The organism is Gelidibacter sp. (assembly GCF_035577925.1).
In the GTDB taxonomy this organism is placed as follows: domain Bacteria; phylum Bacteroidota; class Bacteroidia; order Flavobacteriales; family Flavobacteriaceae; genus Gelidibacter.
On sequence record NZ_DATJCY010000235.1, the window covers coordinates 1 to 14,468 of the forward strand.

The 14,468-nt window shown below is 36.2% G+C and carries 9 protein-coding genes; 6 read left to right on the plus strand and 3 right to left on the minus strand.

Features of this window, described 5'->3' with window-relative positions; translation table 11 throughout:
• Nucleotides 1-1,222 (plus strand): phosphoribosylformylglycinamidine synthase subunit PurQ (locus tag VNJ50_RS09310; protein WP_325581187.1); only part of this gene is annotated, 1,222 nt, incomplete at its 5' end.
• Between the two features lie 165 nt (nucleotides 1,223-1,387).
• Here VNJ50_RS09310 and VNJ50_RS09315 read toward each other — a convergent pair.
• Nucleotides 1,388-2,848 carry an aminoacyl-histidine dipeptidase gene (locus VNJ50_RS09315; RefSeq protein ID WP_325581189.1) on the minus strand — a complete coding sequence of 487 codons (1,461 nt, stop codon included), beginning with the start codon at nucleotides 2,846-2,848 and terminating at the stop codon, nucleotides 1,388-1,390.
• Nucleotides 2,849-2,922: 74 nt separating this feature from the next.
• On the opposite strand from VNJ50_RS09315, the gene VNJ50_RS09320 reads away from it, so the two are divergent.
• The 3 genes from VNJ50_RS09320 to VNJ50_RS09330 all read left to right on the plus strand — a co-directional run bounded on the left by VNJ50_RS09320 (nucleotide 2,923) and on the right by VNJ50_RS09330 (nucleotide 8,419).
• Complete coding sequence (locus VNJ50_RS09320; protein ID WP_325581191.1) at nucleotides 2,923-3,990, plus strand: DUF3810 domain-containing protein; 1,068 nt, start codon at nucleotides 2,923-2,925, stop codon at nucleotides 3,988-3,990.
• Nucleotides 3,991-4,073: 83 nt separating this feature from the next.
• Nucleotides 4,074-7,058: an amidohydrolase family protein gene (locus VNJ50_RS09325; RefSeq protein WP_325581193.1), complete on the plus strand. Its 2,985-nt coding sequence runs from the start codon at nucleotides 4,074-4,076 to the stop codon at nucleotides 7,056-7,058.
• Between the two features lie 59 nt (nucleotides 7,059-7,117).
• Entirely contained in the window at nucleotides 7,118-8,419 is a 1,302-nt protein-coding gene (locus tag VNJ50_RS09330; RefSeq protein ID WP_325581195.1) for an amidohydrolase family protein, read from the plus strand.
• 164 nt (nucleotides 8,420-8,583) lie between these two features.
• On the opposite strand, the gene VNJ50_RS09335 is transcribed toward VNJ50_RS09330, so the two are convergent.
• Nucleotides 8,584-9,363 (minus strand): hypothetical protein, encoded by a 780-nt coding sequence (locus VNJ50_RS09335; RefSeq protein WP_325581197.1) that lies wholly within the window; start codon nucleotides 9,361-9,363, stop codon nucleotides 8,584-8,586.
• 184 nt (nucleotides 9,364-9,547) lie between these two features.
• On the opposite strand from VNJ50_RS09335, the gene VNJ50_RS09340 reads away from it, so the two are divergent.
• Both VNJ50_RS09340 and VNJ50_RS09345 read left to right on the plus strand, forming a co-directional pair.
• On the plus strand, nucleotides 9,548-10,345 hold the full coding sequence (locus tag VNJ50_RS09340) for an RNA methyltransferase (protein ID WP_325581199.1): 798 nt from the start codon (nucleotides 9,548-9,550) through the stop codon (nucleotides 10,343-10,345).
• Between the two features lie 59 nt (nucleotides 10,346-10,404).
• Nucleotides 10,405-11,637, plus strand: coding sequence for a M48 family metallopeptidase (locus tag VNJ50_RS09345; RefSeq protein WP_325581201.1), 1,233 nt, complete (start codon nucleotides 10,405-10,407; stop codon nucleotides 11,635-11,637).
• Nucleotides 11,638-11,646: 9 nt separating this feature from the next.
• Here VNJ50_RS09345 and VNJ50_RS09350 read toward each other — a convergent pair whose 3' ends face one another.
• Nucleotides 11,647-13,935, minus strand: a complete 2,289-nt coding sequence (locus VNJ50_RS09350; RefSeq protein ID WP_325581203.1) for a family 20 glycosylhydrolase — start codon at nucleotides 13,933-13,935, stop codon at nucleotides 11,647-11,649.
• Nucleotides 13,936-14,468 lie beyond the last annotated feature (533 nt).

Below are 14,468 nucleotides of genomic sequence, written 5' to 3' on the forward strand. Positions count from 1 at the left end.
TCTCATCAAAACCGAACAAATTGTCTCAGGACATGATATAGCTTCTGGCGGATTGATTACCACTTTATTGGAAATGTGTTTTGCAGACAACAATTTGGGAGCCGAATTGGATCTTACCGAATTAGGCGAAAACGATTCGTTCAAACTCCTATTTGCTGAAAATGCTGGTATTGTTTTTCAGGCGAAGGACGCTTCCGTAGAAAAAGTATTAAATGATGCTAATATAAAATTCCACAAAATAGGAAAGGCTACTGAAAGTGATGTTCTCAAAATCATTAATAAAGATGATCAATTTACGATGTCCATTTCAGAATATCGTGATGTATGGTTCAAAACGTCTTTCTTATTAGATCAAAAACAAACAGCAAACGGCTTGGCTCAAGATCGTTTTGACAATTATAAAAATCAATATTTACACTATAAGTTTCCTGAGCATTTTACAGGAAAATTAGAAAATCTATCAGATCAGAAAAAACGACCAAAAGCAGCAATTCTTAGAGAAAAAGGTTCTAACTCCGAACGTGAAATGGCCAATGCCATGTATTTGGCGGGATTTGATGTGAAAGATGTACACATGACCGATTTGATTTCGGGCCGTGAAACTTTGGAAGATATCCAGTTTATTGGAGCTGTTGGAGGTTTTTCAAACTCTGACGTTTTAGGTTCGGCAAAAGGATGGGCTGGCGCATTTTTATATAATGAAAAAGCCAACACGGCATTAAAAAATTTCTTCAAAAGAGAAGATACCTTATCTGTTGGAATATGTAATGGCGCACAACTTTGGATGGAATTGGGATTGGTCAATCCGGAGCATAACGAACATGGAAAATTAACTTATAACAATTCCAAAAAACACGAAAGCGGATTTACATCGGTTAAAATCCAAGAGAACAATTCCGTGATGTTGTCAAGCTTAGCAGGAAGTACTTTAGGCGTTTGGATTTCGCATGGTGAAGGTAAATTCAGTTTGCCTTTAGCTGAAGATCAGTATAATATTGTAGCTAAATATGGTTATGATGCGTATCCTGCAAACCCCAACGGATCGAGTTTTAATACGGCGATGATGTGCGATAAAACAGGAAGACACCTTGTAACCATGCCACATATTGAACGCTCTACATTCCAATGGAACTGGCCACATTATCCAGAAGGCAGAAAAGACGAAGTGTCACCGTGGTTGGAAGCTTTTGTCAATGCGAGAAAATGGATTGAAAAGCAATAAATCCAATTCTTAATAATCAAGAACCTCGGGATATTAAAACCCACGGGTAGGAATCAAAAAATAAGCCTATACTTCGTTAAAAAGTATAGGCTTATTTATTTTATAAAGTCATCTTTAAAAGTAAATCTATCTTTATAATTTCTACAAAAGATAAATTTACCAGAATTATTTTTTTGGAATATTTTTTAGGATCTCCAAAACAAATTTCCAATATTTCTGTACTGAAGAAATTTGAACACGTTCATCAGGAGAGTGTGCGCCTTTAATATTTGGTCCAAAACTGATCATTTCCATATTTGGATAATTCTGACCTAAAATTCCGCATTCCAATCCGGCGTGGCAAGCGGCTACATGCGCTTCCTTGCCGTTCATTTCTTTATATAAGGTTGACAATACTTTTAAAATGTTGGAATCCATATCTGGTTTCCAACCAGGATAATCGCCATCAAATTCCACTTCGCAACCTGTAAGTTCAAACGTAGCGCGCAACATATTGGCCAAATCCCATTTTGAAGTTTCAACGGAAGAACGGGTCAAACAAGCAATTTTAATTTCGCCATCCTTAACGATGACACGAGCAATATTATTTGAAGTTTCGACCAAATCAGGAATATCCGGACTCATTCTATAAACGCCATTGCATGCCGCATAAAGTGCTCTTGTAAAACCTTCCTGGACACCAAGATCCATCATCATTTTTGGTGTATCCACCTTTGTGATTTCAATGGTCAAGTTAGGTTCTAAAGTTTTATATTCTGTTTTGATAGCTTCACTAATCTCATCCATTTCTGAATGAAATGCCGCTTCGCTCATGGCATCAATCACAACAATTGCCCTGCTTTCTCGTGGAATGGCATTGCGTAAACTTCCGCCGTCAATTTCAGAAATTCGCAATCCAAAATTTTCAAATCCGTCAAAAAGCAAACGGTTCATCAATTTATTTGCATTCCCGAATCCTTTATGGATATCCATGCCTGAATGTCCGCCTTGCAAACCTTTGACTGTAATTTTATAACCTGTTTTAAACTCCGGCGTTTCTTCTTCATTATAGCTTCGTATGGCGGTAACATCTACGCCACCAGCACATCCAACACCAATTTCATCATCTTCTTCGGTATCGAGATTTAAAAGAATATCGCCGGTCAACAAACCACCTTCCAATCCTTTGGCACCGGTCATTCCGGTTTCTTCATCAATAGTAAATAAAGCTTCAATTGCTGGATGTGAAATGGTTGTACTTTCCAAAATAGCCATAATAGTAGCCACACCAATCCCATTATCAGCACCAAGCGTGGTTCCTTTGGCCTTTACCCAATCACCGTCCACAAACATATCAATGCCTTGGGTATCAAAATCAAACTGCGTATCGTTATTTTTTTGGTGCACCATATCTAAATGCGATTGCATAATCACAGTTTGACGATCTTCCATACCAGAAGTTGCCGGTTTTTTGATAATAACGTTACCTACCTTATCCTCAAAAGTTTCCAAGCCTAAGGTCTTTCCAAAATTGACCATAAACTCAATAACGCGTTCTTCCTTTTTTGAAGGTCTTGGAACGGCATTGAGATCAGTAAATTTATTCCATAACTCTTTAGGCTCCAATTCTCTTATTTCTGTGTTCATAAGTGTGATTTATTGTGTTGCACAAAGGTAGCGATTCATGGACGTTTTATAAAACAATTTTCTATTTTTGAAATATGCGCAAACACATCAAACTTATAATTGCACTGTCTTTAATTGTGCAAATTTTATTGATAAAACTACTTTCTGGTTTTCCTGAATTTGTTGAAACTTATTACAGCAATGGTATCTATCGCTGGACTTCAAAAGCGATGCATTTTGCATTTGGCTGGATTCCTTTTTCGGTTGGAGATCTACTTTATACCCTTGCGGGAATCTATATTATCCGCTGGCTTTTTAAGAACAGAAAACGCTTAAGGACCGACACCAAAAATTATATTTTAGATATCTTGTCGGCAGCTTCCATAGGCTATTTTGCATTCCATATCCTTTGGGCTTTTAATTATTACCGATTGCCATTGCACGCTTCACTTAACATAGAAAAAGATTATTCTACCGAACAACTAATAGACTTTACCGAAAACTTGATTCTTCAAACAAACACCATACATAGCATTATTGAAAAAAACGATACGCTCGAAGTAGTGATGCCATATAGCAAACGTGAACTCATCAAACTAACACCCAAAGGTTTTGAGCAACTTGCCAAAGACTATCCGCATCTTTCTTATTGGCCAAGTAGCCTAAAACGTTCTTTATACAGTTTGCCCTTAACCTATATGGGTTTTAGCGGTTATTTGAATCCTTTTACCAACGAAGCACAAATTGACGGACTAATCCCTGCTTACAATTACCCCACCACGTCGAGTCATGAAATTGCCCATCAATTAGGCTATGCCGCTGAAAATGAAGCTAATTTTATTGGTGCTTTGGCAGCTATAAAACATGAAAACATCTATTTTAACTATTCGGGATATTCATTTGCTTTGCGCCATTGTTTAAATGAAATCTATCGAAGAGATCCCGTTAAATATGAAGATCTCGTGATGAAAATCAACATTGGAATTTTAAAAAATTATGAAGAATCCAGATTATTCTGGAAATCCTATGAAAATATTTCAGAAACCTTCTTTAAAAATACTTATAATGGTTATTTAAAAGCCAATAACCAAAAAGGGGGCATTGAAAGTTATAGTTATGTCGTGGCACTATTGGTCAATTATTTTGAAAACGATCCGTTATGAAATGTTAAAATTATCTTAATTGACTCTAGCTTATACCATAATCTTTATCTTTAAAATTCATTTTTCTAACTAACCTAAACCGTATGATTAAATCATTTTTAACCCTCATGATGTTTATGTGCAGTTTTTCATTACTTGCACAAGATTATTTCCCTAAAAACGATGGCGTTACAGCCAAAAACACCAATTACACAGCCATTACAAATGCTAAAATTTTTGTGAGTCCAACTCAAATTATTGAAAAAGGGACCTTGCTCATTAAAGATGGTAAAGTAGTTGCCACAGGGACTTCGGTAACCATTCCAAAAAACACAACACTTATTGATGCTACAGGAAAAAGCATCTATCCTTCGTTTATTGATATTTATTCTGATTTTGGCGTTGAAAAACCAAAGCGACAAGCTTCAGCTGGAAGAAGTTCACAATACGATGCCAGTCGCTCAGGCTATTATTGGAACGACCATATTATGCCAGAAAACAATGCCTTCGAGAAATTTCAATACGATTCCAAAAAAGCCGATGATTTGATCAAAGCAGGTTTTGGAGTTGTGAACACCCATATCCAAGATGGCATTGTTCGTGGCACGGGAACCTTGATTGCGTTGAATTCTGTTGACGGTAATGCCATTCGTATTTTGGATAACAAATCGGCACAATACCTTTCATTCACCAAAAGCGTTACGTCAAATCAGTCATATCCATCATCGGTTATGGGAAGTATGGCTTTATTGCGTCAACTTTATTATGATGCCGATTGGTACGGCAAAGGCCATTCAAAAACAAAAGACCTATCTATTGAAGCGTTGAACAACAACAAATCGATGGTCCAGATTTTTGAAGCAGGAAGCAGAGCCAATGCATTGCGCGCCGATAAAGTAGGTGATCTGTTTAACATCCAATATGTTATTTTGGGTGGCGGCGATGAATATGAGCGCCTTGATGAAATAAAAGCTATGAATGCGCCAATGATTATCCCGATCAATTTCCCAGATGCTTTTGATGTTGAAAATGCATTTTTAGCATCAACACTTTCCATACAGGATTTGAGAGCATGGAACCAAAAACCAACCAATCCAAAATTATTGGCCGATAAAAATGTCACTTTTGCATTGACAACGCACAGTTTAAAATCGCCAAGAGATTTTAAAACCAATTTGATGAAAGCCATTGATGCCGGACTATCAAAGCAAAAAGCATTGGAAGCTTTGACAGTAATCCCTGCACAAATTTTAGGAAAATCTGATAAAATAGGATCTTTAAAAAATGGAAGTTACGCCAACTTTTTAATTACGTCTGGCGATATTTTTGATACAAAAACAACACTTTTTGAAAACTGGGTACAAGGTCAAAAAAACATTATAGAAAACAGAAACATCGTTGATATTACTGGAAAATATCAGTTTTCAATTGCTGGTGAAACCTATGAAATGAATCTTACAGGAGAATCTAAAAAATTGAATTCGGACATCAATTCCAACAACAAAAAACGAGGTTCTAAAATATCTTATACCGATGATTGGGTAAACATTGCTTTTACCACTCAAGACAGTACAAAACAAGAATTCATTAGAGTTATTGCCAATGTTGACGCCAATAAAAACCTGATCGGAAAGGCTATTTTGCCAAATGGTTCAGAAACTAGCTTTTTCGCAAAGCAAACAGAAAGCAAAAAAGACTCCAACGGAAACTCTAAAAAAGATAGTCCTGATAGCAAAAAAAACACAAACACTGTATCTCCAATTACTTTTCCAAATAATGGATATGGCTTTAAAGAATTGCCAAAAGCTGAAACCTTATTATTCAAAAATGCTACTGTTTGGACCAACGAAAAAGATGGTATCCTAGAAAATACTGACGTCCTTATTAAAAATGGTAAAATTGCTCAAGTTGGCAAAAACCTATCCGACCGTTCAGCCCATGTAATTGATGCTACAGGGAAACATTTAACTTCCGGAGTAATTGACGAACATTCACATATAGCCGCCGCTTCCATCAATGAAGGTGGGCAAAACTCTTCAGCCGAAGTCAGTATTGAAGACGTTTTGGATGATACCGATGTTAATTTATACAGAAATTTAGCTGGTGGCGTCACCACTATCCAAGTATTGCACGGATCTGCAAATCCTATCGGCGGGCGTTCGGCCGTTATCAAACCGAAATGGGGCCATGCTGCAAAAGATTTAATTTTTGAACACAGCCCTAAAACCATCAAATTTGCTTTAGGTGAAAACGTAAAACAAGCCAACTGGTCGGGCGGAAGATTCCCACAGACAAGAATGGGCGTTGAGCAAGTTTATGCCGATTATTTTACAAGAGCAAAAGCTTATGAAGCTGAGAAAAAAAGTGGAAAACCTTATCGTTATGATATTGAAATGGAAACGCTTGTCGAAATATTAAATGGCAAACGTCATATCTCTTGCCACTCTTATGTTCAAAGTGAAATTAATATGATGATGAAGGTTGCCAACCAGTTTAATTTCAAAATCAACACCTTTACCCATATTTTGGAAGGCTATAAGGTAGCTGACAAAATGCTTGAAAACGGCATTGGAGGTTCAACTTTTGCTGATTGGTGGGGTTATAAATTTGAAGTAAATGATGCTATTCCTTACAACGCTTCCATTATGCACAATGTAGGTATTACAGTTGCTATTAATAGTGATGATGCAGAAATGAGCCGACGTTTAAACCAAGAGGCTGGTAAAACAGTTAAGTATGGCGGCGTTAGCGAAGAAGAAGCCTGGAAGTTTGTCACTTTAAATCCTGCCAAATTATTACATATCGATGATCGTGTAGGCAGTATTAAAGTAGGCAAAGATGCTGACGTGGTATTATGGACCGATCATCCACTTTCGGTTTATGCCAAAGCTGAAAGAACAATTATTGAAGGCGTTACTTATTTTGATTTAAAGCGCGACGAAATGATGAGAGCAGAAATTAAAAAAGAAAAAGGCCAACTTATCAATGACATGCTACAAGCCAAAAACAAAGGATTGTCAACACAGCCTATCAAAAAGACTGAAAAAGTATTGTTGCACTGTGATTCAGAAGAAGGTTCAACTTTTTAAGATAAAAATAAAAAATCATAATACACTGTCCTCTTTTTGAGGAATGAAAATATCCACATATGAAAAACAACATCTATATACTAATTATAACCTTGTGCACCACCTTTGGGTTTGCACAACAAACACCGGCATCAAAGCAATCCCAACCCATTGCGATTACTGGTGCAACAGCTCATTTAGGCAATGGCGAGGTGATTGCCAATAGCCTTATTATTTTTAAGGATGGTAAATTGACTACCGTATCCAGCGGATCACAAATGGATCTTTCGGGTATGGAGGTTATTAACGCCAGCGGAAAACATGTGTATCCCGGTTTTATAGTGCCGTCATCTACTTTAGGTTTAGCAGAAATTGATGCCGTTAAAGCCACAGTTGATGATAGCGAAATAGGCGAATTGACTCCTCATGTTAGAAGCATTATTGCTTATAATGCCGAATCCAAACTTGTGGAATCCATGCGGCCAAATGGTGTATTGATGGGACAGATTGTTCCAAAAGGCGGTCGTATTTCAGGAACGTCATCAGTAGTTCAGTTTGATGCCTGGAACTGGGAAGATGCCACCGTTAAAGTTAATGACGGAATCCACCTTAATTGGCCAAGCAGTTTTACTCGTGGCAGATGGTGGCTTGGTGAAGATGCTGGATTAAAAATCAATGATAAATACAGCGAACAGATAGCCGAAGTCACTTCATTTTTTGATGAAACCAAAGCTTATGCTCTAGGAAACAAAGAAACGGTTCACCTGCCTTACGAAGCTACTCAAGGGCTTTTTGATGGCTCAAAAAAATTATATATCAATGTCAATGATGAAAAAGGCATTACCGATGCCATTCATTTTGCAAAAAACAATAACATTCCACAAATAGTCATTGTTGGTGGTAGTGAAGCTTATAAAGTGGCCGATTTACTAAAACAAAACAATATCCCAGTGATTGTACAACGCGTCCATTCGCTTCCGAGCCAAGCTGATGACGATTATGATTTACCATATAAACTAGCAACTCTGTTAGTCAAAAAAGGCGTTATGGTGGCCTTAAATGCCAATGGCGACATGGAACGCATGAGTTCTAGAAACCTTCCATTTTATGCGGGAACAACGGTAGCACATGGCTTAGAAAAAGAAGAAGCCTTAAAATTGATCACCTCAAATACCGCAAAAATATTAGGGATTGATAAAGATTATGGCACACTTGAAGTAGGTAAAAGCGCAACGTTATTTATTAGTGAAGGTGATGCATTGGATATGCGCACCAATCAACTGACCCATGCTTTTATTGATGGCCGTTTGGTGAGTTTGGAATCTCACCATACCAAGCTATGGAAACGTTATGACGGGAAATATAAGGAAGCTAAAAAATAACCATTTGCTGCAAATAGATTTTCCTAAATAATTTTATTAGCCAAATAAAAAAATCTGTCATTCTTTTAAGAGTGACAGATTTTTTATTGATACTAGATTATTAACTTTAAGACTATCGTAAAAGTTTGATCAGATATTAACGACAAACTATTCAGCAACGTTTTCTATAAAACCACTTCCCCACCTTCTGGTCTCCAATACACTCTAATGTCCATTTTGGTAGTGGTCAACATCGGACTCACAAACTGAACTTCATGATCAGGAACTGTAGGTTTATTATTTTCCACTTTGTACCAAACCATAGTTTCGGGCACTGACAAATCTTCGACCTCCTGCCAATTGCTATAATTGATAAACTGCCACTCCGTATTTTTATCAGCACCCGCTTCTTTATAAGCCAACCAAGCCATCTGATGGGAGTTGGCATCATAATACACAGTGTTTTCAACACCATTCTTAAATGTAACCTGAATGCCTGGATATGTTTTTCCTTCAAAATTTAAAGGAACAGCTTCCGTATAAGTTGTGCCTTCATCAGCTAAAAGAAATGGCATGGCATAAAAATGAAACATCTTTTTATAATACGTTTCAGGATTATCATCAAAAACAGAATTATCCTTGTTTTTTATCCAGATGACCTCACCATCATAGCCCATTGTGGTTTTAGGCATTTCGATAAACACAAAGCGGTCCTTTAAATCGGTAGTGGTAATTTCGTAGCCATCAGGCTTTTCGACTGAAAACTCCAGAGTTTCCATATCGTTCCAAATTGAAATCCCGCCATGCGCATCAAAAATTTTAGAAATATTTTCAGGATATTGTTTTATAACCTCATCGATTTCTTCTTCAATAACAGGTTCGGTTTCAGGTTTTGTTTCAGCAGTTTTATCCTTACATGAAACGATGATCGCAAGTACCACTAGTAAATAAAGTGTTTTTCTCATGGTGATTTTTTATTAAAGTCGATTTTAAATTGATTTCAAAATTATAAGATTTATAAATGGATGCTTTCATCTTACAAAAAATGTGTCTAAAGTTGATGACACAACTGTTCCATCTATTTATTACTAATACTGCAATTGTTCTTGCATATTCAGTAAATTTGCACACCAAAAATACTATTAATCCGTGAATAAAGAAATAACCAGCGTTCAAAACGCCTATATCAAAGAGCTTTTTCAACTCAAGGAAAAATCGAGAGTCCGTAAAAAATCAGGCTTATTTCTAATTGAAGGCGAGCGTGAAATTAGTTTGGCCATAAAAGGCGGATATGAGATTGAAAGTATTTTATACTATCCCGAATTATTTTCCAAAACGCAATTAGAACGTATATCCGGATCACAAACCACGATTATAGAAATATCTAACGAGGTCTATCAAAAATTAGCTCATCGAGAAACTACCGAAGGCGTTATTGCTATTTCAAAAACCAAATCCCATCATTTAAATGAAGTGGTTTTTAAGTCTGAAAATCCTTTGGTTCTGGTGGCTGAAGCTCCTGAAAAACCAGGAAATATTGGTGCCATTTTAAGGACCGCCGATGCTGCCAAAGTAGACGCTGTAATCATTGCCAATCCAAAAACCGATTTATACAATCCCAATATTATTAGAAGCAGTGTGGGCTGCGTTTTCACTAATCAGATTGCTATAGGAACCACTTCTGAAATTATTTCATTTTTAAAAGCACAGCATATTGCTATTTACTGTGCGGCTTTGCAAGCTTCAGAAATTTATACCACACAAGACTTTACCAAAGCTTCAGCCATTGTCATGGGTACAGAAGCCACAGGATTAAGTGAGGAGTGGCTACAACAATCTACCCAAAACATCATCATCCCGATGCAAGGCGAAATTGACAGCATGAACGTATCGGTTGCTGCTGGAATCCTTATTTTTGAAGCTAGCCGTCAGAGAGATTTTAAATAGCATCAACATAGTAATTATTAAATTATAACATTCAAAGAACAGATTTAAGATTAAAACCTATGACTGCCACAACACTTTTCTATATCATCATTGCCATTATTTGTATCGATTTTTTGATTGATAAATTACTGGACGCGCTAAATGCCAAACATTATAACGATGCTATTCCAGAAGAATTAACTGATGTATATAATGAAGAAGATTATAAAAAATCACAGCAATATAAGACCACAAATTATAAATTTGGCATCATAACATCATCTTTTTCTTTAGTGCTTACACTTGCTTTTTTGAGTTTGGACGGATTTGAATTTGTTGATAATATCGCTCGTAATTATAGTGATAATCCGATCATCATCGCGCTCATATTTTTTGGAATTATCATGTTGGGAAGTGATATTCTTGGCACCCCTTTTTCCTATTATCAAACTTTTGTAATTGAAGAACGTTTCGGATTTAACAAAACTACCAAAGCTACTTTTGTTATGGACAAGATTAAAGGTTTACTGATGACTGTCATTATTGGCGGTGGAATCTTAGCACTAATTATCTGGTTTTATGAAATAACAGGAACACATTTTTGGCTTTACGCTTGGGCATTGGTAGCTGCCTTCACTATTTTTACAAACATGTTTTATGCGCGACTCATTGTGCCACTATTCAATAAACAAACGCCTTTGGAAGCTGGTTTACTTAGAGATCAAATTTCAACATATGCCAATTCGGTAGGATTTCATCTTGATAAAATTTTCATCATTGACGGATCCAAACGCAGCACAAAAGCCAATGCCTATTTTTCTGGATTTGGAAGTGAGAAACGCGTGACACTTTATGATACTTTAGTAAATGATTTGGATACTGAAGAGATTGTAGCAGTTTTGGCACATGAAGTTGGGCATTATAAAAAGAAACACATCATTTTTAACCTGATGGCGTCGTTATTACTTACGGGATTGACGCTTTATATTTTATCCATATTTATTTCAAACCCTTTATTATCGAACGCACTTGGCGTAGAAACAGCGAGTTTTCATGTGGGTTTAATTGCCTTTGGATTACTCTACTCGCCTATTTCTGAAATTACTGGATTCGTAATGAATCATTTTTCGCGCAAGTTTGAGTATCAAGCCGATGATTACGCAAAAAACACGTACAAAGCAGAACCTTTGATCAGTTCATTAAAAAAACTATCAAAAAACAGTTTGAGCAATTTAACGCCTCATCCTGCTTATGTATGGGTACATTATTCACATCCCACACTTTTACAGCGGGTTAGGAATTTGAGGAAATAAAAACAACTTTTACCTAACCGACACTTCATCCACAAAAATCCAAGCATCACCTTTTCGGATATGCCAGTCTGGAAGAACACCTCTATTTTGGGCTGAAATTTTAATAAAAGTGAGATTTTGCTTTTCAAAATTGGTTTCTATTCTTTTAATTATTGGATTTCTGTCGTGAATAGTTTCCAAAGCTTGGTTATAAACCGTTTGATAATCGTTTCCATCCTTAGAAATTGCAATAGTTACCTCAGTCGGCAACATGACCGACGTAGAAGCTAAGTGTTGAAAAAAGTTTAAACCGATATAAGACAAGTCATTGGGTGTTCCCAAATCGATAATTATCTCGAAATCCTTATGGGGAAATCCCTGCCAATTGGAATCATCACCGCGTGGATTTGCATATCTATTATTAAACAATGCCAGATCGCCACCAGCACTATAAGTGGCATCATAAGGATTGATATAAGTGATTTTTGCCGAATCGATAAAACTTGTAGAAAACATCTTTTTCAAAGAAAATCCGATAGCTTCGCCATTTCTAAAAGTCTGAGCATGTATAGTAATAGGCGATGAATAATGTATAGGTTTTGAATACAACTCCGAATTTATTGAAGGTTCAGAACCATCCAAAGTATAGCGTATATCATAAATTCCCAATTCATTATCCAATTGGAGTGTAAATTCTTTTTTAACTTTATCATAAGAGATTTCATAATCGGGTGAAAGTGCACTCCATGAAAAATTATATCCCAAGGCTTTTAATCGGTCAAAATGAACATCGATTTTTTTAATAAATTCATCTTCATTTTTATTGGCTGAATTGGTCCAAAGTGCTTCGGATAATGCCGATAATCTTGGCAACATCATATATTGGATATGAGTCAGTGATTCGATCTGCTCCACCCAAAGATTGGCTTGCCCTCCAAGAATATGGTGCTTTTTATCTTCTGAAATACCTTTAGGAACCGGATTGAAATTATAAACGGCAAGCAAATTATTATATCCTCCCCACGATGGCGGCTCAAATTCACTTTTACCTTGATTATAATCAAAATACAAAGGCGTAGCTGGCGACATGACCACATCATGACCTGCATTGGCAGCTTCAATTCCGCCATCAAAACCTCGCCAGGACATTACGGTTGCCCTTTCGGGAATACCGCCTTCAAGGATTTCATCCCAACCAATGAGTTTTTTGCCTTTAGAATGTATAAATTCCTCCATTCGTCTTACAAAATAACTTTGTAGTTCTTCGCCACTTTGCAGATTATTATCTCGCATCCTTTGCTGACATTTTTTGCAATTTAACCAAGCTTCCTTTCCTACTTCATCGCCACCAATATGTAAATAATCATACGGAAACAAGGCCACAACTTCATCGATAATATTCTGTAAAAACTCAAAAGAATCGTCATTTCCGGCACAATAAACTCCAGTGTTTACAGTATTTTCACAAATAAATTCAGGATAACATTGTAAGGCGGCTTCAGAATGTCCTGGCATTTCTATTTCAGGAATCACATCAATATAACGCTCGGCGGCGTAGGCTACAATCTCCCTAATATCGTCTTTGGTATAATATCCACCATATATTTCACCGTCGCCATCTTTGTAAGTGGCCTCAAAATCTTCCCAAGGTTTCTTAAATTCTTTCACCTTTCGCCATGCTCCTTTTTTGGTCAATTCGGGGTATTTGTCTATTTGAATGCGCCATCCTATGCCATCTACCAAATGCCAATGAAACTTGTTCATTTTGTGCATTGCTAAAATATCGATGACTTTTTTAACCGAATCCTTCTCCAAAAAATGTCGTGACACATCGAGCATCATTCCTCTCCAACCAAACTCCGGACTATCTTTAATTGTGACATAATTAAGGATGGGTTTTGAAACGATCATTTTTGGTGAAAGCAGCTGCTTCAAACTCTGCAAACCATAAAAAATACTTTGGTAAGATGATGCATTGATCAACACACCTTTTTCAGAAACTTCTAATTGATAAGCTTCTTTACCTTCCAAATCTTCCGACAGCTTTAAATGAATGGCATTGTCTTGGACTACTGATGAAACTCCGAGATTTAAATTGAAATGATCTTTTAAAAACGACTTCAATTCCCCAGCAATCCATTGTCCTTCTTTTGATTCTTCGATTACAATAATCGTATTTTCATTAATCTCAAAAGTTCCTTTCTGGTAACTTATAAAATTGGGTTGCGGAATAATTCCAGGATTTTCTACGATTCCATTTTTACAAGAAAACACAAATAACAAAAGAGAAAACAGTATGGATAGCTTAAAAAATTTCATAGTTGTAAAATAGAAAAATGATCGGGTTATTTGAATTGTGAAAGATAAATAAATTTGATAGCAGATTTCTTCTTTTAGTAGGTTCCAACATTTAAATTCCTTATCAAAACGAATATAGAACTACAATCCCCAAGAAACCCTTATAGAATTTTAGTCATTTATCTTTATAGTCCCTTAACAAACAGGTTGTCATTTGTTTTTCAAAGGATTATATTCACACTTCCTACTTTTCTATAAAAAATGAGAAGTTTTAGTTTATATTTGTTACTAGCTCCTTCAAAGAATTATTTTGTAAATAGAACGCTTTAACCTTATCAAATTCTAAATATGAAAAATTTAATTTACCCACTAAGTTTAATAGCTTTTGCTGTAGTCCTCTTTTTAATTGTTAAATATCCCGATTCCGGAAGAATGAATCTGATAGCTGGATCGCTCACTGTCATAGGATTTGCACTGAACATTGTAGGTTATACCTTAGCAAAGAGAAGACAAACTTCAGTTTAAAATTTTCCGATTAGTAGAATCTAATTTCA